We start from the raw sequence: 20,717 nt of genomic DNA, 5'->3' as shown, positions 1-20,717 counted from the left end.
CGTTCACCTACATTCTATCATTACGACAACACACTATGAGAATACTTTCACTGGCTGCAGCTCCAATGTGTCCTGATTCCACTCAAAAATGCCCAGAAATCGGGAGTCAGCAGAATAAGCTGTAACCAATTGTTGTGCATGTGTCGCGTACAATGAATTATTTTCCGACGTAAGAATAAATTTTTGACCAAGAAGCGCTTTGCGGGTTTGCGTTTCATTCAAATGCACAGCTGGAATATGTGCAAGTGCCTTTTCGACGGGAACAAGCTTATCGAAAAGCGTTCCTTCGCTGTGAAGCAGTTCAATCTGTTCAAAGGTTAAACACTGCTCCTGCTCGATACTTCCGGTAGAAGTTCTGACAAGATGCGACATTACCGCAGGGTAGCCCAAGGACTTCCCAATATCTACACACAAGGTACGGATATACGTTCCTTTGGAGCATCGTACACGAAAGCGAATTTCTGGATGATCAAGCTTAAGATTCATATGTAAAATCCGGATGTCGTGAATCGTAACTACACGTGATTTACGCTCAACTTCCAAACCTTGACGGGCCAGTTCATAGAGCCGTTTACCGTCTACCTTGACAGCTGAATACATAGGCGGCACTTGATTGATATCACCTATAAACGACATCATCGCTGCGGTCACTTGTTCTTCATTCAATTGGACATTGTCCACCTGATCGATCACTTGACCCCCAGCATCTTCTGTATCCGTAGCAAGTCCAATTTTAATCGTCGCTTCATATTCTTTAGGGAGCTCCTGAATATATTCCACAAGACGTGTAGCCCGTCCGATACAAAGCGGCAGTACACCTGTGACCTGAGGATCTAAGGTTCCGGTGTGACCAATCCGTTTGATCTTCAATATCCCACGTACTTTGGCAACTACATCATGAGAGGTAAAGCCTTGTGGTTTCCAGACAGGCAAAATGCCTTCAAACAATTTCTCTGTCATTCCAGTGCCAAACCTACTTCCTTAACTACACTTTCGATAGCCTCATGAAGAGAGCCCTTGACCGTACAACCTGCAGCACGTATATGACCTCCACCACCAAAGGATTTGGCAATATGCGCAACATCAACCGTACCGCCTGAACGTAAGCTGACTTTGACATGGCCTCCCGCCCGTTCCTTGAACAATAGCCCAACTTCAACACCTTCCACATTTCTCGGATAATTGACGAGTCCATCCAGATCGTCATTGGAAGCCCCGCTGTCCTGAAGATCCTCCAGTGAAACTGCGAGCCAGCCAATTCTCTTGCTGGAATCAAATGTGAGCGTGTTCAAGCTGCGCTTGATTAAGGATACTTGGGGGTAGGATAGCTTTTCCAATAAATGCTCTGCAAGTTCATGACCTTTCACACCGCGCTGCAGCATATCCGCAGCAATTTGCATCACCTTGGGTGATGTATTGGCATAACGAAACCCTCCGGTATCCGTTAAAAGGCCTGAATAAATACAAATATTCAACTCATTGGAAAAAGAAATACCCAACACCTTGCCAAGATCATAAAGCACCTCAACGGTAGCTGCGGCTTCCGCCAATACCAGATTCACACTGCCAAAAAGATCGTTTGTAGCATGATGATCTATATTGAGGATTGCCGCATCCTCGGCAAATAATTGGTTTACACGGCCTATTCTTGAAAAATCAGCACAATCCACACTTATCACATATTTATATGTTAACGGAATCGCGTCGGCATCATAATTAAGAATCGTCTGTTGGGAGCCTGCCATGTACATATATTTCTTCGGCATTTCCCCTTCATTAACCAGTGTAAACCGCTTGCCAAGTGATGACAGCATCCAAGCAACTGCAAAGGTGGAACCAGCGGCATCCCCATCCGGTTGGATATGGGATACCACCAAGAAATCATCCTTTGTTTGAATAAATTGTGCCGCTTCATTCAATTGGACGGAATAAGAATCCGAATGAGTGAACACGGTCATGGCTGGGAATTCTCCAAATTAAGCTGACCAAGCAGCTTTTCAATATGACTGCCATAATCGATGGAAGAATCCAAACCAAAAATCAAATCAGGTATTTTGCGAAGACGAATTCGTTTGCCAAGCTCAGAGCGAATAAATCCACTGCCGCGGCTCAACGCCTTAAGAGTTTCCACCTTCTGCTCGTCGGTACCGAGAACACTTAAAAATATTTTGGCCTGAGACAAATCATTGGTTACTTCCACACCGGTTACGGTAATGAAACCAATTCGCGGATCTTTAAGCTCGGATTGAATGATTTGACTCAATTCCTTCTTAATTTGTTCGCCGACTCTTCCAACTCTAACTCGCGCCATTCAGATCACCTCTCGACTGATTCCATGATGAAAGCTTCAATAATGTCGAATTCCTTAATATCATTGAATTTTTCAAGGGATATACCGCACTCGTAGCCCTGCGCAACTTCCTTGACATCATCCTTAAAGCGTTTCAACGAATCAATGTTGCCTTCAAAAACAACGATACCACCACGGATCAAACGCATTTTTGCATTACGAGTAATTTTCCCGGATGTGATCATGCAGCCCGCAATAACACCGACTTTGGTAACTTTGATAACTTGACGTACTTCGGCTTGACCAAGCACGACTTCTTTGAAGATGGGATCAAGCTTGCCTTTCATAGCATGCTCAATTTCCTCAATAATTTTGTATATAATGCTGTGCAGACGGATGTCAACCTTTTCCGATTCTGCCGTATTTTTGGCTTGTGGCTCAGGACGAACGTTAAAACCAATCACGATGGCATTGGAAGCAGAGGCCAAAATAACATCTGACTCCGTAATAGCACCTACGCCATGATGAAGAATCTTGACGCGAACTCCCTCGATTTCAATTTTGGCAAGTGAACCTCGAAGAGCTTCAACCGATCCTTGAACGTCACCTTTAATGATAACGTTAAGATCTTTAATCTCACCATCTTTAATATGCTTATACAGATCATCCAAAGTTACGCGGACATTGGCACCCATTTCGGATTGTCTTAATGTAACCGAACGTTTTTCTGCTATAATTCTTGCTTTACGCTCATCCTCGAAGCAGATAAACGGATCTCCCGCTTGCGGCACCTCTGTCAAACCTGTAATTTCTACCGGTGTCGATGGGCCTGCTTCCTTGAGTCTCTTGCCCTTGTCGTTAACCATTGCCCGTACACGTCCAAAGTTAACGCCTGCTACGAAGCTATCACCAACACGCAGAGTTCCGTGCTGTATCAATACGCGAACTACAGGACCTTTACCTTTGTCAAGCTCAGCCTCAATAACCGTTCCTCTGGCACGCTTGTTCGGGTTAGCTTTGAGCTCTTGAACTTCAGCTACAAGCAGAATAGTGTCCAGCAAATTGTCAAGACCAATACGTTGCTTGGCCGAAATGTTGCAGAAAATGGTGTCTCCGCCCCATTCTTCCGGTACAAGCTCATACTCGGTCAATGCTTGTTTGATTTTCTCAGGATCGGCATCTGGCTTATCAATCTTATTGACTGCTACGATAATCGGAACTTTTGCTGCTTTTGCGTGTGCAATAGCCTCAATCGTTTGTGGCATAACGCCATCGTCTGCTGCAACCACAATGATGGTAATATCTGTTACCTGTGCACCACGTGAACGCATCGAAGTAAATGCTTCGTGACCCGGTGTATCCAGGAACGTAATTTTCTTATTATGAGTCTCAACTTGGTATGCTCCGATATGCTGGGTAATACCGCCAGCTTCACCTTCGGTGACACTTGTTTTTCTAATTGCATCCAACAATGTTGTTTTACCGTGGTCAACGTGTCCCATAATCGTAACTACAGGAGGACGTTCGATCAGATCCGCTTCATCATCGATTTCTTCAAAAGTTTCAAACCGATCTTCCGCAACTGGAATCTTCAGCTCGACTTCAACGTTGTAGTCACCTGCAAGCAATTGAATCGCATCCAGATCCAACTCTTGGTTGATGGTAGCCATAACTCCAAGGAATAACAGCTTTTTGATAACTTCGGAAGCATCCTTATGCAACGATTTCGCCATTTCACCAACCGTCATCGTTCCGCGAACGATAATCTTTTTCGGTGTATTGTCGATTTTTTCTTTTTTCACTTCTTGGAATTTACCGCGTTGTTGGTTCCTGTTGTTGCCGCGGCCATTTTGCGGGCCTCTCGATGATCCACCGGATCTGCCATCATCAAAACGTTTATTGGGACCAGCCGTATTTTTCTTGACAGGTTTGTTTCTGTTATCATCATTGTCTAATGACGGTCTTTGAGGCCCAGCACCTGCTGATTTATTGAACGAACTCGGAGCGCTGGAGCTAAATGGTTTTCTATCTGCAGATGAAGTTGCCGGGCGTGGCGAGCGCTGCTCTCCTGGACGGCTGCTTGCACTGCTGGTACCTGTAGCTGGACGGCTGCTGCCGCCAGTGCTGCCTGCGGAACCGCTGCGATTACCTTGATATCCACTACCTGCTGGACGGCTTTGCCCACCTGATTGGCTGCTGCTGCCTTGCGAGCTGCGGTTCTGATAGCCTCCGCCTTGGGAGCTTCCACCAGCCTGCGAGCTGCGGTTTTGGTACCCACCTTGGGAGCTGCTTCCGCCTGGCTGTGAACTGCGGTTTTGATAGCCTCCGCCTTGGCTGCTGCCTTGACTGCTTCCACTGCTTGGACGTTGATTGTAGCTGCTGCTTCCACCTTGTGAGCCTTGACCCTGTGGACGACGATTTTGATCCTGTGACGGGCGATTAGATCCAGCCTGATCAGGTCTGCGCGGTGCTCCACTACCTGTTGTGGAAGTCGTTGGTGCTGTTGGTGCTGACGTTGATGACTGTCCTTGTGGAGTACTGCTGCTTGAGGTACTAACAGTCGCAGCCTGATCTTGCGTGGTTGGGGCTGGCTTAGACTCCATCTTGATGGAAGCTGTCTCTTTGGGTGCCGAATTCGTACTACTTGAACTGCTGCCTGTATCGCTTGTACGCTTAGCTGCCGCGTTCGCCTTTACATCCTTGAAAAACTTCTCTACACTGCTCACTGTATCATTCTCCATTACGCTCATATGGTTGTTAACGGGTATATCCAGTCTTTTTAAAATGGTGATAATTTCTTTACTGCTCATATTTAAAGACTTGGCATATTCGTATACCCGAAGCTTATCTTTATTATTGTCTTGTTTATTCAATACCGTCCACCTCCGTACGATTTTCCAGACTTTTCTTTAGCATTCTTGCAAAACCCGCATCGGCAACAGCAATAGTGACTCTTGATTCTTTTCCAATACTCGCCCCCAAACGTTCCCGACTTCCAAACTGGATGACCGGAACTCCAAAGGTCGTACATTTATCACTTACTTTTTTACATGTATTAACTGCGGCGTCTTCCGCAACAATGACAAGCTTAGCTTCACCCTTACGTACGGAATCAATAACTGACTCCTCACCCGTAACAATTTTGCCTGCTCGCATGGCCATACCCAGGTTGTTATAAAATTTGTTATTCATCGTCCACCAACGTTTCCTTGCCAGCAATAAACTCATCTTCGACTTTGATGAAATCCTGCTCCAAAGCGTCGTAGATGTCCGGACTTACCGGAGACTTGAGCGCACGGTCTAATGCGCGGCTTTTTTTGGCCAGCTTAAAGCACGACTGTTTGCCGCACAGGTAAGCCCCGCGTCCCGCCTTTTTACCGCTCAGATCGATCAGTAATTCATCACTCGGCGTTTTTACAACGCGAATCAGTTCTTTCTTCGCCTTCATTTCCTGGCAGGCTACACATTTGCGAAGAGGAATTTTTCTTGGCTTCATCCGATATCACCCTCTATATATGCCAATTGCACTTATTAATCAATACTGATCGAATCCTGATGCATTTCTTCACTGTAGGTTTTCTGACGGCCATATTCCTGCTCGGCCTGAGTCTCACTCTTGATGTCAATTTTCCAGCCTGTCAATTTGGCAGCCAAGCGAGCATTTTGACCTTTGATTCCGATAGCCAGGGAGAGTTGGTAATCAGGTACAATCACCCGAGCCATTTTTTCATTTTCAAATACATTGACTTCAATAACTTTCGACGGACTTAGCGCATTAGCGACGTATTCGTCTACCTGCTCCATCCAACGAACGATGTCTATTTTTTCACCTTTAAGCTCATTTACAATCGTCTGTACGCGAATTCCCTTAGGACCCACACATGATCCCACCGGATCCACTTCCGCGTTACGGGAATGAACCGCAATTTTGGAACGAAAGCCAGCTTCGCGAGCGACAGAACGAATTTCAACGACACCATCAAAAATTTCAGGAACTTCCAACTCGAATAATCTTTTTAGAAGTCCAGGATGCGTACGGGATAAAATAATTTGCGGTCCCTTGGTCGTATTCTCTACCTTGGTGATATAAGCTTTAACCCGATCACCCTGCTTGAATTTATCTGTAGGCATCAATTCAGTCAGAGGAAGAGCAGCTTCAATCTTGCCTAAATCGATATATACATTGCGTAAATCCTGTCGCTGAACAATTCCTGTAACAATGTCCTCTTCTTTATCGACAAAGGCATTATAGATAAGTCCGCGCTCTGCTTCGCGTATCCGCTGCGTAACAACCTGCTTCGCAGTTTGTGCGGCAATACGCCCGAAATCACGAGGTGTGACTTCGATTTCCACAATGTCCGTCAGCTGATAGTTTGGGCTAATTTCCCTGGCAGCTTCCAGCGAAATTTCCAATCTCACATCGAGCACATCATCCACAACGGTTTTGCGTGCGTAAACTTTGATCAATCCTGTATGACGATTAATGTCAACACGGACATTTTGTGCGGTATTAAAATTGCGTTTGTAGCTGGAAATCAGAGCCGCTTCGATTGCATCGATCAATACTTCCTTGGCGATTCCCTTCTCCCTTTCGATTTCCGATAGTGCATCAATAAAATCCATATTCATCGGATGGAGTTCCCCCTCTCAAATAATCCATATAATTGTGTAGCTTTTTAAAAAACGATAGCCAAACGGGCACTGGCTACTTTGTTAAAGGGAATCGCATGCTTTTTTTTACCCGATTCGATTTCAATCGTTTGCTCGTCAAATGAAAGCAGCTTTCCCTCGAATTCCTTCAATCCATCAAAAGATTCGTAGGTGGTTACAAATACGTGATCTCCTACAGCTTTGTAATAATCCTGCACCTTTTTCAGGGGGCGTTCAGCACCGGGTGAAGAAACTTCCAGAAAGTAGGCTGTAGGAATCGGATCGTTTTCATCTAATTTTTCACTTAAGAATTCACTAATCCGGCCGCAATCGTCAATATCGATGCCGCCTTCTTTGTCAGCATACAACCGCAGAAACCAGTTGCTGCCTTCCTTGACGTATTCTACATCAACCAGTTCGAATCCATTTTCATCCATGAACGCCTGCATTAGTGATTCTACTACGGATTTTATTTGTGCGCTCAATCCGTTTCCTCCTATCGTAAACGAGAGTCAGAACGCTCTCAGGTCTATAACAAAATGTAAAGAGTGGGTTTCCCCACTCTCTAAGATCGGAATCTATAACATTGTTGCCAAAGAAGATTATACCATAAGGCTCATATCTATGCAATGAGGTCTGCAGTCAGCTGCCATTCGCATTGTTTAGAAAAGCGATAGTTGGTTCGTTTCCGGCAGTCCGCGGAAGCAGCCCATGGAGTTCAACAGTTCAATAATCGTTTTGGATGCTTTACTGCGATTCTGAAAATCCTCTATCGACAGAAAAGGTCCATCGTTCTTGGAAGCCGCTATGTTTTTAGCCGCATTTTCCCCGATTCCCCCAAGTGCCGAGAAGGGTACGATTAGTGAGTCGCCATCGACCAGAAATTTAGTGGCATCTGATTTGAACAAATCGATTCCTTTAAAGGAAAAGCCTCGTGCCGTCATTTCCAGAGCCATTTCCAGGATGGAAATCATGGCCTTCTCCTTAGGTAAAGCCTGAAAACCTTTATCCTCGATCTCGATCAATCTGCGTAATATAGCATCATAGCCTTGACACAGCAGTTCAACTTCAAAATCCTCAGCCCGGACCGTAAAGTAAGTCGCATAATAGGCTATCGGGTAATACAGCTTAAAGAAGGCAGTACGTACAGCAGATATGACATAGGCAGCCGCATGGGCTTTTGGGAACATGTACTCAATACGCTCACAAGATTCGATATACCAGCCTGGTACCTTATGTTTCTTCATATCTTCCTTCCACTCCGCGGTTAGACCCTTACCTTTACGCACGCTCTCGGTTATTTTGAACGCCAGTCCGGCATCCATTCCCGCCTTGTAAATCAAATAAAGCATGATATCATCCCGACAGCCAATAACGGTTTTAATCGTGCAGGTATCTTTGCGGATCAACTCCTGCGCATTACCGAGCCATACCCCTGTTCCGTGGGATAGTCCTGAAATTTGCAGTAAATCGGCAAACGTGGACGGTTGTGTTTCCTGAAGCATCTGGCGCACGAATTTGGTACCCATTTCTGGCACGCCATAAGTGGCAACAGGTGTACGTATTTGCTCTGGTGAGACTTCGAGCGATTTGGTTGAATTAAAGATGCTCATAACCTTCGGATCATTCATCGGAATAGTCGTCGGGTCAACACCTGTCAAGTCCTGCAGCATCCGCATCATGGTCGGATCATCATGACCCAATATATCCAGTTTCAGTAAATTATTTTCAAATGCATGGTAGTCAAAATGGGTCGTTTTCCATTCGGCATTCGTGTCATCAGCTGGAAACTGAACAGGTGTCACATCATTCACATCCATATAATCAGGAACAACAACGATACCACCTGGATGCTGCCCCGTGCTGCGCTTTACACCTGTAAAGCCCGAAGCAAGCCTGTTAATTTCAGCACCACGCCATTTCTTACCTTGCTCCTCTTCAAACTTCTTCACATAACCAAATGCTGTTTTTTCGGCTATCGTACCGATTGTGCCTGCACGAAATACACACTTTTCGCCAAACAATTCTTTCGTATAATTATGGGCTACTGACTGATATTCACCAGAGAAATTCAAATCGATATCGGGAACCTTATCCCCCTTAAAGCCAAGAAACGTTTCAAATGGAATATCCTGACCTTCACCCTTCAATCTCTCGCCACAGGTTGGGCAGCTCTTGTCCGGCAAATCAAATCCACTCATCAAGCTTCCATCCAGAATCCATTCACTATGCTTGCAAGAACCACATATATAATGAGGTGGTAACGGATTAACCTCGGATATTCCCAAAAAGGTTGCCACTACTGACGATCCTACTGATCCCCGTGATCCAACCAGATATCCATCCTCATTAGACTTTTTAACGAGACGCTCCGAAATAAGATAGTTGGCAGAAAATCCATATTTAATAATTGGAATGAGTTCTTTTTCAAGCCTTGCCGTAATGACCTCGTGGAGATCGTCTCCATATATGCGTTTGGCCGTATCGTAGCATTTTTGACGAATCTCTTCATCGGCACCTTCGATAATTGGTGTAAATAGTTTGCTTGGGAAAAGCTCTATTTCCTCAAAGCGATCAGCGAGCTCCGCTGTATTTTTGACTACAACCTCATGTGCTGTCTCTGCTCCCAAATATTGAAATTCAGCAAGCATTTCCTTGGTCGTCCGAAAGTGGACCTCCGGCTTTTTCATGTCTTTCAATGGACTGAATCCGGTAATCCCATTAATTGCAATATCACGACATATTTTTAATCTTGGGTGTAAATAGTGCACATTACCGGTTGCGATAACAAGCTTATCCAGCTTACGTCCGATTTGTAACACCCGCTGATTGGCATCCTCAAGATGTTCCTTGCTGCCTACCAAGCCTTTATCCACCAAATGCATATTAACGCCGATAGGCTGGATTTCAAGCACATCATAAAACTCGGCTACACGCTCGGCCTCTTCCATCGACTTATTCAGCACCGCTTCGAAAAACTCGCCTTTCTCGCAGCCAGAAGCAATGATTAATCCTTCACGCAATTCAACAAGTTTACTTCGCGGAATGCTGGCAACTCTCTGAAAATATTCCGTATGTGAGAGAGAGACCAAAGTAAACAAGTTTTTCTTGCCAACCGCGTTTTGCGCATAGATGCAGCAATGAAACGGCCTCTGGTTTTTCAAGCTCTTACCCACATTATCATTAAGCTGCGGCATATTAATTAACCCGCGTTCAACGGCTTCTTTGATCAAATGAAATAAAATATAACCCAGTGCTATCGAGTCATCAATCGCTCGGTGATGGTTGTCCAAACCGACCTTGAACTTATCGGATAATGTGTTCAAGCGATGATTTTTCATCGTCGGGAATAGTAATCTTGCCAGCTCCAACGTATCCAACGAAGGATTCGTTACCGGCGCCAAACCAAGCCTTTTACAATTCGCATGAATAAAGCCCATATCAAACCGCGCGTTATGTGCGACAAGCACGCAATCCCCAATAAAGTCGATAAATTTAGGCAGTACCTCTTCCAGCTCAGGGGCATCAACAACCATATCATCTGTAATATTCGTTAATTGCTGTATATTATAAGGAATTTTTTCATGTGGATTAACGAAGCTGGCAAATCGGTCAAATTCCTTGCCATCCTTCATTTTAACTCCGGCTAATTCTATAATTTTGTTGTTAATAATGGATAAACCAGTTGTTTCTATATCAAAAATAACATATTCGATTTCGCGCAAATCTTCGTTACGTGGATTGACTACAATCGGTACCGCGTCATCCACCACATTGGCTTCCAGTCCAAAGATCACTTTGATCCCATTTTTCTTGGCAGCTTTGTCAGCTTCCGGGAAGCATTGTATCCCGGCATGATCCGTGATGGCAATTGCTTTATGTCCCCATTTTGCGGCAGTTTTTATGTACTGATCGACGGAAGTAATACCGTCCATTGTACTCATTGTTGTATGGAGATGAAACTCGACCCGCTTCTCTGCAGCATCATCCTTACGATCCGGAGGCGCCATAACCTCATTGATATCATTAGGCATCAATACCAGCTCAGGGGTTTGCATAAACCGGTCATATTCCACCTTGCCCCGCAGTTTAAGCCAAGTGCCATTTTGAATCAGACTATAAATTTTAACATCCTCTTTATTTTTGGCGAATGCTTTAACCATCATAGAATCAGTAAAATCCGTTATATTAAACGTGAACAAGGTCATGCCGTTTTTAAGCTCTTTGGAATCCAGCCCGAAAACTGCGCCCTGCAGTGTTACTTTCTTTTCCTCATCCTGTACCATTTGAATAGGAACCGGAGCGTCCTTGATATCATAACCAACCATCAGCTTGATTTCAGCTGCATTCAGCGAATCCGCTTCCTGTTCAGCTTCGATGGACGTCATCATTTCTTCCGTAACCATTTTGTTTTCTTCTTTAATCTGCTGCTCAAATTTCTTGATTTCTTCTTCAGGCTTCTCATTCTTACTGTAGCGAACCTGGAACTCAGCGCCAAAATACGTATGGTAATAGGTTTGAACCCACTGCCCGATATTTTTTTTCTTGGCCATCTCCAGCCCCATTGAATCGAGCATCACTAACGTTAGCACATTGCCCTGCACTTCAATATGCGCCTTATTCATCCATCCGTTAACGGACGTTTCCTCTCGCTGAACCCATTCAACAAACATGGACCAGTACTCATGGGCTATTGATTCCGCTGTTACTTGATCTGTATATCTTAGAATAAAACGAATAGCCGCAATGTGTGCAAATTTATCACGAATTAATTTACAAAAGGAAACATAAACTTCCCTGGGAACGATGCTGCTTTTCCCGATATAAAGTGTCCACTCCTTGTTTTTATGGCTGGTTTCTACTTTATCGATATACCCATCCACAAAAAAAGATCCGACTACATCCTGAGGTACACGTGCTTGCTCCATCAGCATCTCAAAACGCTGTCTTTTTTCTGCCGTTTCGCTCATGAACATCCTCCTAAAACATACAAAGGGCAAAAGGAAGTTGGTAGCTCTCCGCTTTGCCCTATAGTCACTTTACATTAATAAGCTTTGCCAAAAACGACGGTATGCTGTGCTTTATCTCCACAAACGAAACAAGTTTCCTTGTGCTCTGCAGGTTCGAATGGAATGTTACGGCTCGTTGCACCCGTTTCTTCCTTGACTTGTGCTTCGCATGCTGCAGAACCGCACCAGCCTGCTAATGCAAAGCCGCGCTTTTCTTCCAAAAATGCCTTAAACTCATCCAAGGTGTCAACTGAACTGAAATTGTCATCGCGGAACTGCTTGGCTTTATCATACATCTGCTGATGAATTTCTGCCAGCATGTTTTGCACTTCTTCCACCAAATGTTCCTGCGCAACCATTTTCTTTTCGCCGGATACTCTGGATACGAGAACAACTTGTCCATTTTCCATATCACGAGGTCCGAGCTCAAGCCGAATCGGCACGCCGCGCATTTCGTATTCATTGAATTTCCAGCCTGGACTTTGGTCAGCACGATCATCCACTTTAACGCGGACTCCGGCTTTCTTCAGCTGCTGGAACAGCTCATTCACACGGGCTACGACGGGTTCTCTAGTTTTTGGAGGTCCAATAGGAATCATAATCAGTTGCGTGGGTGCAACCTTTGGAGGCATTACCAATCCTCTGTCGTCTCCATGGACCATGATCAAGGCTCCAATCAGACGTGTACTTACACCCCAAGAGGTTGTATGGCAAAATTGATGCTGATTCTCACGGTCCAAATATTTGATGTCAAAAGCAACAGCGAATTTAGTACCCAAATAATGTGAGGTTCCAGCCTGGACCGCTTTGCCATCTTTCATCATCGCTTCTATCGAGAAGGTGTCTACAGCACCAGCAAATCGTTCCGAAGGTGTCTTGGCACCGAGAATAACTGGAATCGCCAAGAAATTTTCGGCAAAATCCTTATAAATATCCAACATTTGCATCGTTTCACGACGTGCATCAGCTTCGTCCTCATGAGCGGTATGGCCTTCCTGCCATAAAAACTCGCTCGTCCGTAAAAACGGCTGAGTTCTCTTCTCCCAACGAACTACGTTAGCCCACTGATTGATCAGGAGCGGCAGGTCGCGGTACGAGTTGATCCATTCGGCATACATATGACCAACCATCGTTTCAGAAGTTGGACGTATAGCCAGCCGTTCCTCCAGCTTCTCGCCCCCCGCCTCAGTTACCCAAGGAAGTTCAGGATTGAAGCCTTCAATATGATCCTTTTCCTTCTGGAAAAAGCTTTCTGGGATGAATAATGGAAAATAGGCGTTTCTATGACCTGTTTCCTTGAATCTGCCATCCAATTCTTTTTGAATATTTTCCCAGATTTCATAGCTATCCGGTTTAAATACGATACAACCACGAACCGGCGAATAGCTCATCAAGTCTGCTTTTTTGATAACATCCAAATACCATCTGGAGAAATCCTCACTTTGAGGAGTGATCTCTTTTACGAATTGCTTTTCTTTTGACATGGGTGATCCTCCTACAAGCTTTGCCTCAGCAAAGCTACTTCGTAAGCATTTACTTAAACCTTGCTTATCCCTTAACCAAACGCAGTATATCATTGTAAGTAACAGCGATCATTAACAGCATCAGCATCGCAAATCCAACGAAATGGACGATGCTTTCGCGGCTTGGATCCACGGGTTTGCCTCGTACCGCCTCAAAGGCAAGGAATACCAAACGACTGCCGTCCAAAGCAGGAAAAGGAAGCAAGTTGAACAATCCGAGATACAAACTCATTAAAGCAGTCCAGAAAATATATTGAGCCCAGCCTGCACTAGCCTGCTCACTTGTAAATTCAACGATACGAACGGGTCCTCCCAGGTCATCCATCTTGAACTGCAGTGTTGCCAGCTTGCCGAAGCTGTCAAGAATCGAGACAGTAGCCATGGAGAAGCTGCTCCAGCCGCTTTTAACGCCATCCAGGACGGTGGCTTTACGATTTTCAGGCATCAGTGTCACTCCGACGATACCACCGTCTTTGTCTTGCGGAGTAACTTCCTTGCGTATCTGCTCACCATTGCGCTCAATGATCCAAAGCATCGGTTTATTGGCAGATTGTTTAATTAAATTTTTCAGCTTGTTGGCATCTGCTCCGATGACCTCATCATTGATTTGAAGAACAATATCATTAGCAACAAGCCCACTTTTTTCTGCGGGAGTACCTGGCTCTGTGCTGCGTATTTTGATCTTGTCAGGCACACCTGCCATCAAAACTACAGTCACAAACAAAATAAATGCAAGAATAAAGTTCATCATGGGACCAGCAAAAATCGAAAGTGCGCGCTGTGTCACTGTTTTACTGGCAAATTGTCTGTCGAGTGGAGCAATCTGGGTTTCTTTACCCTTTACGATGAGTAAAGCTTGAGGATGAATGGCAAATTGACGCTGCTCTCCATCCAAATCGAGTCTGACAAAAAGCTTACGCTCCAAATCAATCTCTTCCACAACCCCAATCAAGCTATCCATACGCTTGTCAAAATCACCCGTGTAAATGTGGCTGACCTGATCGTCCTGTAACGCCACCGAGATGCGCTGACCTGGATTGATTTGAACCATTTCCGGGTCTTCTCCAGCCATACGTACAAAGCCGCCAATCGGCAGTAAGCGAAGCGTAAATCTGGTTTCATCCTTTTTGAAAGAGAGGATCTTCGGTCCGAAGCCTATAGCAAATTCTCTTACCAGAATGCCTGCTCTTTTGGCAAAATAAAAATGTCCCCATTCATGAATCGTAACCAGGACAAAAAATAAAAGCACAATTTGAAACGCATTTTGCAACGTAGCCAATTCGCAACGTCCTCCCTTAAGCATCGGTTAGTCAAGTTTATGTTCCATGGCTATGCTTATCTTTTGATTAAGATTAACATTTTTTGCGACACAAATACAAGCCGCTCCATGTAATGAACATATTATCCTGCTGGTGGAATGATGCTTACAGAATTGGACAGACATCATTAATCATTTATTTTTTCTGCTGCAGCTCTTGCCCAGGTGTCAGCTGCCATAATTTCTTCCAGATTGGGACTCGCCACAACCTCATGCTGATTCAGCACGCTGTCAATTATCCACTCTATTTGCAAGAAATCAATAGCACCCTTTAAAAACCTGGCTACTGCAACTTCGTTGGCTGCATTGTAGACTGTGGTAGCAGTGCCTCCAGCTCTTCCACTATCAAAAGCCATTTGCAAACATGGAAATCTCACATAATCCATTTCACGGAAGTTCAGCTTTCCGATCTGGGCTAAGTTCAAAGGCTTAGAAGGGGTTGATAAACGCTGGGGATACGTAAGCGCATACTGTATAGGAACACGCATGTCGGGATTTCCCAGCTGGGCGATAATGCTATTATCAACAAACTCAACACAGGAATGAATAATGCTTTCCGGATGGATCAGCACTTCAATTTGTGAGTAAGGCAATCCAAATAACCAATGCGCCTCAATAACCTCAAGCCCTTTGTTAACCATAGTAGCCGAATCAATAGTAATTTTGGCTCCCATCGACCAGTTCGGATGCTGAAGAGCTTGTTCGACTGTAACACCTTTCAGTTGTTCGCGAGTCCGGTCTCTGAACGAACCGCCTGATGCTGTTAAAATGATTTTGTTAATGTCCTGTATTGATTCTCCGTTCAAGCATTGAAAGATCGCAGAATGCTCACTGTCTATAGGAAGCAGCTTGACCCCACGCTTCTTCACGAGCTCTGTAACCAAGTGACCAGCACTTACAAGGGTTTCTTTGTTGGCGAGTCCGATGTCCTTGCCTGCTTCTATCGCAGCAAGCGTTGGACGCAATCCTTGACTGCCTACCAATGCGGTAACTACATAATCCGCATCCGTCCCAGCGGCGATCTCCATTAAACCTTCATCTCCGTAGAAAACAGAGGTTTGTGCTGAAACATGGAGCTTTAGCTCATCCGCCAAGCTTTTGGTGGCTACTGATACCTTTTTGGGCTTGAACTGCTTGATTTGCTCAAGTAATAAAGGCAAATTGTGTCCACCCGCAAGTCCTTCCACCTTGTACAGCTCGGGAGAATGTGCCAGTACATCCAGGGTTTGCGTGCCTATGGACCCTGTAGAACCGAGTATAGCAATATGTTTCATGATTCACCTCAATAACAATTTATACGTGCGGCAGCAGAGCTAAGATCTGGACCATCGGAAATACAATCAACCAGCTGTCTACACGATCCAGAACCCCGCCGTGGCCTGGTAAAATCGTTCCTGTATCCTTAATACCTTTGATACGTTTATATGCTGATTGGATCAGATCTCCCATCTGACCCACAACAGCAATGATCACTCCAATAACAATTGCCTGTTTCCACGATAGTAATTCAGGATGCAATAGAGAGAAGCAAATAGCGACCACTACCGAGATGATAATGCCGCCTACTGAGCCTTCTATAGATTTTTTCGGACTGATCGTTGGCCATAACGGAGTTTTACCAAATTTAGACCCGGTAAAATATGCACCTGAATCCGTAGCCCAAATACAGAAAAATATTAGCAAGGTCCAAAACAACCCATTATGCTCAATCATTCTCGTTTCTATCATATAGTGAAAGCCAATACCGATATAAACGACACCCAAAAATAAGGTGGATATATGATCAATGGTCACTTTGTTTTTGGAAAGTACCGTAATACATAATAAAACAAATAGAAACAGCCAGATCAAATTTGTAGAAGAGCTTAAAGCTGAAATGGTTGTTAAGGTCCAAGGCAAACATAATAAACCAACCCCCAAATATCCAACAAATGAAGTTAAGGAAAAGGGGTTGAGTTTGTTCATTTTCACATATTCATAAAAACCGACTAATGAGGTAATGACAATTAGACCGGTAAACCAATAACTGCCCAAGTATAAAAGGGTCAAGAACACAATCGCTGCTATGATTCCTGTTACAATTCGCTGCTTCAAGTCTATACCTCCGTCGCCTGCTACAGGCCGCCATATCTGCGGGCCCGCCGCTGATATTCTTGAACAGCCTCAAAAAAATCCTGCTCGGTAAATTCCGGCCAGCACAACTCAGTGAACCACAGCTCAGAGTAAGCCAATTGCCACAACATAAAATTGCTAATGCGCAGCTCACCACTCGTGCGAATTAATAAGTCAGGATCCGGAAGTGGATGGGTTAACATATACCTTGAAAACACAGATTCATCGATTTCATCCGCATGAAGCTTACCGGATTGCACATCCTCGGCAATTTGCTTCACACCAGATAGCATCTCCTTACGACTACCGTAATTTAATGCAAAATTCAAAATGAGTCCATCGTTGTTCTTGGTTTGTTCTATCGCATCTTGAATTGCCTTTAACGTATAATCCGGCAAGCCCTCATGCCAGCCTGTCATGCGAATTTGAACATTATTAGCAATTAATTCTTCGATCTCCTTTGGAAAAAACTCAATTGGAAGCTTCATCAAATAATCCACTTCTTCTTTCGGCCTTTTCCAATTTTCCGTAGAAAACGCATATAAGGTTAATACACTGACGCCAATGGAGTCCGCAGCCATCGTTATCTTTTTCACATTTTTCATACCTGAGTGATGCCCTGCAACACGCGGCAATCCGCGCTTCTGAGCCCACCGGCCATTGCCGTCCATGATAACTGCCACATGGTTTGGTACATTATCGGCATCTAACCGTTCCATTTGCTCGGCGCTCAGTGGCTTGCTTCCAAACCATTTTTTGAAAGGTATCATCTATTGCTTCCTCCAATAAGGAAAGACTAAAAGCCCCCTTACAAGGGGGTCTCTATGATTATACTTCCATAATCTCTTTTTCTTTAGCCACAAGAACCTTATCGACTTCCGAAATGTATTTATCGGTGAATTTTTGGATATCTTCTTGATATTTACGTGATTCATCTTCAGATATACCATTTTTCTCAAGCTTTTTGATTTCATCATTCGCATCGCGGCGAACATTTCTGATCGCAACCTTGGCTTCTTCACCGAATTTACGAGTCATTTTCACCAATTCTGATCTACGTTCCGAAGTCAACGCCGGAATCATAATACGAATCATCGATCCATCGTTTGATGGGGTCAACCCCAAATCCGATTTCATAATTGCTTTTTCAATGGCCGACATCGAACTCTTATCCCAAGGCTGAATCATCAGTGTACGAGAATCAGGTGTACTGATGTTAGCCAATTGGTTAACAGGTGTCATGGCACCGTAATACTCTACCTGAACACGATCCAGTAGCGCCGGTACAGCTCTTCCAGCACGTAAACTGGAAAGCTCTTTCTTTAGAGAACCAATGGCCTTCTCCATGCGATCCTCTGCATTTTTCTTTATCGATTGAGGCATATCGTTAGACACTCCCTTTTACAATCGTTCCAATTTTTTCTCCCAGTACCACACGTTTAATATTACCACTTTCCGTAATCGAAAATACGATTAATGGAAGATTATTATCCATGCAAAGTGATGAAGCTGTTGAATCCATAACACCTAAATTTTTATTTAAAACTTCCAAATACGTAAGCGTTTCATATTTGATTGCGCTTGGGTCTTTGAAAGGATCTGCCGAATATACACCATCTACTTTATTTTTGGCCATGAGTATCACTTCAGCTTCAATCTCCGCAGCTCTCAGTGCCGCTGTCGTATCCGTTGAGAAGAATGGATTGCCTGTCCCTGCCGCGAAAATGACTACTCTACCTTTTTCCAGATGTCGAATGGCTCTTCGACGTATGTAAGGCTCAGCTACCTGCTGCATGTTAATAGAGGATTGTACACGAGTTGGAACATCAATGGTTTCAAGCGCATCTTGAAGGGCCAATGAATTCATGACTGTTGCCAGCATTCCCATATAGTCGGCTGTAGCTCTGTCGATTCCCTTTTCACTTCCAGCTATGCCTCTCCATATATTGCCGCCGCCCACAACGATTGCGACTTCAACGTTTAATTCAACCACTTGTTTAACCTGCTGAGCTATTGAGGAAATCGTCTCAGAATCAATACCAAATCCTTGCTGTCCTGCCAAAGCTTCTCCGCTCAACTTCAGAATAACCCGTTTGTAAATAGGACGTTCCAAGCTTATCCCCCCCTGTTCGAAAAAGCAGCTATTGATGTTTATGTTTAAAAAAGAGGAACACAAAGTGTTCCCGCTATCTGATCATGGACTATGAATTTATTTCTTGACTTGAGCCATAACTTCTTCTGCGAAGTTTTCTGTTTTCTTCTCTAAGCCTTCACCTAGTTCAAAACGTACAAAGCGGCGGATCGTGATGTTTTCACCAATTTTGGATACTTTTTCGTTGATCAATTGGCTGATTTTTTTGTCAGGGTCTTTGATGAACGTTTGTTCCATCAAGCAATATTCTTCGTAATATTTGCCAATACGACCATCAACCATTTTTTCAACGATGTTAGCCGGTTTGCCTTCGTTCAATGCTTGATTCGTCAGGATTTCGCGTTCTTTGTCAAGAGCTTCCTGCGGCACTTCTTCACGACGAACATACAACGGGTTAGCAGCAGCAATTTGCATAGCTACATCTCTAACAAAATCTTTGAACTGATCTGTTTTGGCAACAAAATCGGTCTCACAGTTAACTTCAACCAATACGCCGATACGACCACCAGCATGGATATAAGATTCAACAACACCCTCTGTAGCAATACGTCCTGCTTTGTTAGCTGCTGCAGACAATCCTTTTTCACGCAGAAGCTCCGCCGCTTTTGTCAAATCACCGTTTGCTTCTTCCAACGCATTTTTACAATCGAGCATACCTGCTCCTGTACTTGCACGTAATTCCTTTACTGATGCTGCATTAACTGCCATGAACTTGGCCTCCTTCATATATGTTGAACCTTGGTCCTTAAAAAAGGGGCGGTGAAAGGATTTTGCACCTTTTAACCACCCCTTTCTATTCACTATTTAAGCTGTAGTTTGTTCGCCTTGATGTGCTTCAACCACTGCATCGGCAATTTTAGCTGTTAACAGCTTAACCGCACGGATTGCATCGTCATTACCAGGAATGACATAATCGATTTCATCTGGATCGCAGTTTGTATCTACGATACCTACGATTGGAATACCCAGCTTGCGAGCTTCTGCAACCGCGATACGCTCTTTACGAGGATCGATGATGAACAATGCACTTGGAAGGCCCTTCATATTCTTGATACCGCCAAGGAATTTCTCCAAGCGATCTTTTTCTTTACGAAGGATGATAACTTCTTTCTTAGGAAGAACTTCAAAAGTACCGTCTTCTTCCCATCTTTCCAATTGTTTCAAACGATCAATACGCTTTTGAATCGTTTGGAAGTTTGTCAATGTTCCACCCAACCAACGTTGGTTTATGTAGAACATACCGCAGCGAGCTGCTTCTTCCGCAACTGAATCTTGCGCTTGTTTTTTTGTTCCTACGAACAAGATTGTACCGTTTTGGTCGGCTACTGATTTAACGAAGTTATAAGCTTCCTCAACCTTTTTCACCGTTTTTTGTAAATCGATAATGTAAATCCCGTTTCTTTCAGTGAAGATGTAACGATCCATTTTCGGATTCCAACGACGAGTCTGGTGACCGAAGTGTACTCCAGCTTCTAATAGCTGTTTCATGGAGATTACTGCCATCTTCACACACCTCCTCTAAATTGGTTTTGGGTCTCCTCCGCTATAGTCGCATCTTCGACATAAAACTTCCCACCGGGAAGCACCCTTATGCGAATTGACCAGCGTGCGTTTTAACACCGTCAATAACTATACCACAACTGAAATGGGTATGCAACAGTCA

18 protein-coding genes are annotated in these 20,717 nt (G+C 44.2%); all 18 read right to left on the bottom strand.

What is annotated here, in order from left to right:
* Nucleotides 1–33: 33 nt before the first annotated feature.
* The 18 genes from truB to rpsB all read right to left on the bottom strand — a co-directional run bounded on the left by truB (nucleotide 34) and on the right by rpsB (nucleotide 20,557).
* Nucleotides 34–960 (bottom strand): tRNA pseudouridine(55) synthase TruB, encoded by a 927-nt coding sequence (truB, locus tag BK127_RS18160; RefSeq protein WP_076232868.1) that lies wholly within the window; start codon nucleotides 958–960, stop codon nucleotides 34–36.
* On the bottom strand, nucleotides 957–1,958 hold the full coding sequence (locus tag BK127_RS18155; RefSeq protein WP_076232865.1) for a DHH family phosphoesterase: 1,002 nt from the start codon (nucleotides 1,956–1,958) through the stop codon (nucleotides 957–959). The genes truB and BK127_RS18155 overlap by 4 nt, the downstream gene beginning before the upstream one ends.
* Nucleotides 1,955–2,311 (bottom strand): 30S ribosome-binding factor RbfA, encoded by a 357-nt coding sequence (gene rbfA, locus BK127_RS18150; protein ID WP_076232862.1) that lies wholly within the window; start codon nucleotides 2,309–2,311, stop codon nucleotides 1,955–1,957. The genes BK127_RS18155 and rbfA overlap by 4 nt, the downstream gene beginning before the upstream one ends.
* 5 nt (nucleotides 2,312–2,316) lie before the next feature.
* Nucleotides 2,317–5,163: a translation initiation factor IF-2 gene (gene infB, locus BK127_RS18145; protein ID WP_076232860.1), complete on the bottom strand. Its 2,847-nt coding sequence runs from the start codon at nucleotides 5,161–5,163 to the stop codon at nucleotides 2,317–2,319.
* Nucleotides 5,156–5,482, bottom strand: a complete 327-nt coding sequence (locus BK127_RS18140) for a YlxQ family RNA-binding protein (RefSeq protein WP_083689390.1) — start codon at nucleotides 5,480–5,482, stop codon at nucleotides 5,156–5,158. Before BK127_RS18140 ends, infB begins: the two co-directional genes overlap by 8 nt.
* Complete coding sequence (gene rnpM, locus BK127_RS18135) at nucleotides 5,475–5,786, bottom strand: RNase P modulator RnpM (RefSeq protein ID WP_076232854.1); 312 nt, start codon at nucleotides 5,784–5,786, stop codon at nucleotides 5,475–5,477. The genes BK127_RS18140 and rnpM overlap by 8 nt, the downstream gene beginning before the upstream one ends.
* 35 nt (nucleotides 5,787–5,821) lie before the next feature.
* On the bottom strand, nucleotides 5,822–6,919 hold the full coding sequence (gene nusA, locus BK127_RS18130) for a transcription termination factor NusA (RefSeq protein ID WP_076232852.1): 1,098 nt from the start codon (nucleotides 6,917–6,919) through the stop codon (nucleotides 5,822–5,824).
* A gap of 47 nt (nucleotides 6,920–6,966) precedes the next feature.
* Nucleotides 6,967–7,425, bottom strand: a complete 459-nt coding sequence (rimP, locus tag BK127_RS18125; RefSeq protein ID WP_076232849.1) for a ribosome maturation factor RimP — start codon at nucleotides 7,423–7,425, stop codon at nucleotides 6,967–6,969.
* A 177-nt stretch (nucleotides 7,426–7,602) separates the two neighbouring features.
* Complete coding sequence (locus BK127_RS18120; RefSeq protein ID WP_076232847.1) at nucleotides 7,603–11,910, bottom strand: PolC-type DNA polymerase III; 4,308 nt, start codon at nucleotides 11,908–11,910, stop codon at nucleotides 7,603–7,605.
* 74 nt (nucleotides 11,911–11,984) lie between these two features.
* Nucleotides 11,985–13,433 carry a proline--tRNA ligase gene (gene proS, locus BK127_RS18115; RefSeq protein ID WP_076232844.1) on the bottom strand — a complete coding sequence of 483 codons (1,449 nt, stop codon included), beginning with the start codon at nucleotides 13,431–13,433 and terminating at the stop codon, nucleotides 11,985–11,987.
* Between the two features lie 64 nt (nucleotides 13,434–13,497).
* Nucleotides 13,498–14,751, bottom strand: coding sequence for an RIP metalloprotease RseP (gene rseP / locus BK127_RS18110; RefSeq protein WP_076232842.1), 1,254 nt, complete (start codon nucleotides 14,749–14,751; stop codon nucleotides 13,498–13,500).
* A gap of 167 nt (nucleotides 14,752–14,918) precedes the next feature.
* Nucleotides 14,919–16,064: a 1-deoxy-D-xylulose-5-phosphate reductoisomerase gene (locus BK127_RS18105; RefSeq protein ID WP_076232839.1), complete on the bottom strand. Its 1,146-nt coding sequence runs from the start codon at nucleotides 16,062–16,064 to the stop codon at nucleotides 14,919–14,921.
* Between the two features lie 19 nt (nucleotides 16,065–16,083).
* Entirely contained in the window at nucleotides 16,084–16,884 is an 801-nt protein-coding gene (locus BK127_RS18100; RefSeq protein ID WP_076232836.1) for a phosphatidate cytidylyltransferase, read from the bottom strand.
* Nucleotides 16,885–16,904: 20 nt separating this feature from the next.
* Complete coding sequence (locus BK127_RS18095; RefSeq protein ID WP_076232834.1) at nucleotides 16,905–17,672, bottom strand: undecaprenyl pyrophosphate synthase; 768 nt, start codon at nucleotides 17,670–17,672, stop codon at nucleotides 16,905–16,907.
* Between the two features lie 58 nt (nucleotides 17,673–17,730).
* Nucleotides 17,731–18,285, bottom strand: a complete 555-nt coding sequence (gene frr, locus BK127_RS18090) for a ribosome recycling factor (protein ID WP_076232831.1) — start codon at nucleotides 18,283–18,285, stop codon at nucleotides 17,731–17,733.
* 4 nt (nucleotides 18,286–18,289) lie between these two features.
* The gene (gene pyrH / locus BK127_RS18085; protein ID WP_076232828.1) at nucleotides 18,290–19,015 is read right to left on the bottom strand and encodes a UMP kinase; all 726 of its coding nucleotides are present in this window, start codon (nucleotides 19,013–19,015) and stop codon (nucleotides 18,290–18,292) included.
* A 96-nt stretch (nucleotides 19,016–19,111) separates the two neighbouring features.
* Entirely contained in the window at nucleotides 19,112–19,762 is a 651-nt protein-coding gene (tsf, locus tag BK127_RS18080; protein WP_076232825.1) for a translation elongation factor Ts, read from the bottom strand.
* 96 nt (nucleotides 19,763–19,858) lie between these two features.
* Entirely contained in the window at nucleotides 19,859–20,557 is a 699-nt protein-coding gene (rpsB, locus tag BK127_RS18075) for a 30S ribosomal protein S2 (RefSeq protein ID WP_076232822.1), read from the bottom strand.
* Between the last annotated feature and the right edge of the window lie 160 nt (nucleotides 20,558–20,717).

The organism is Paenibacillus sp. FSL H7-0331 (assembly GCF_001956045.1).
The sequence above is the reverse complement of the archived record's forward strand: the minus strand, read 5'-3'. Positions and strand labels throughout refer to the sequence as shown.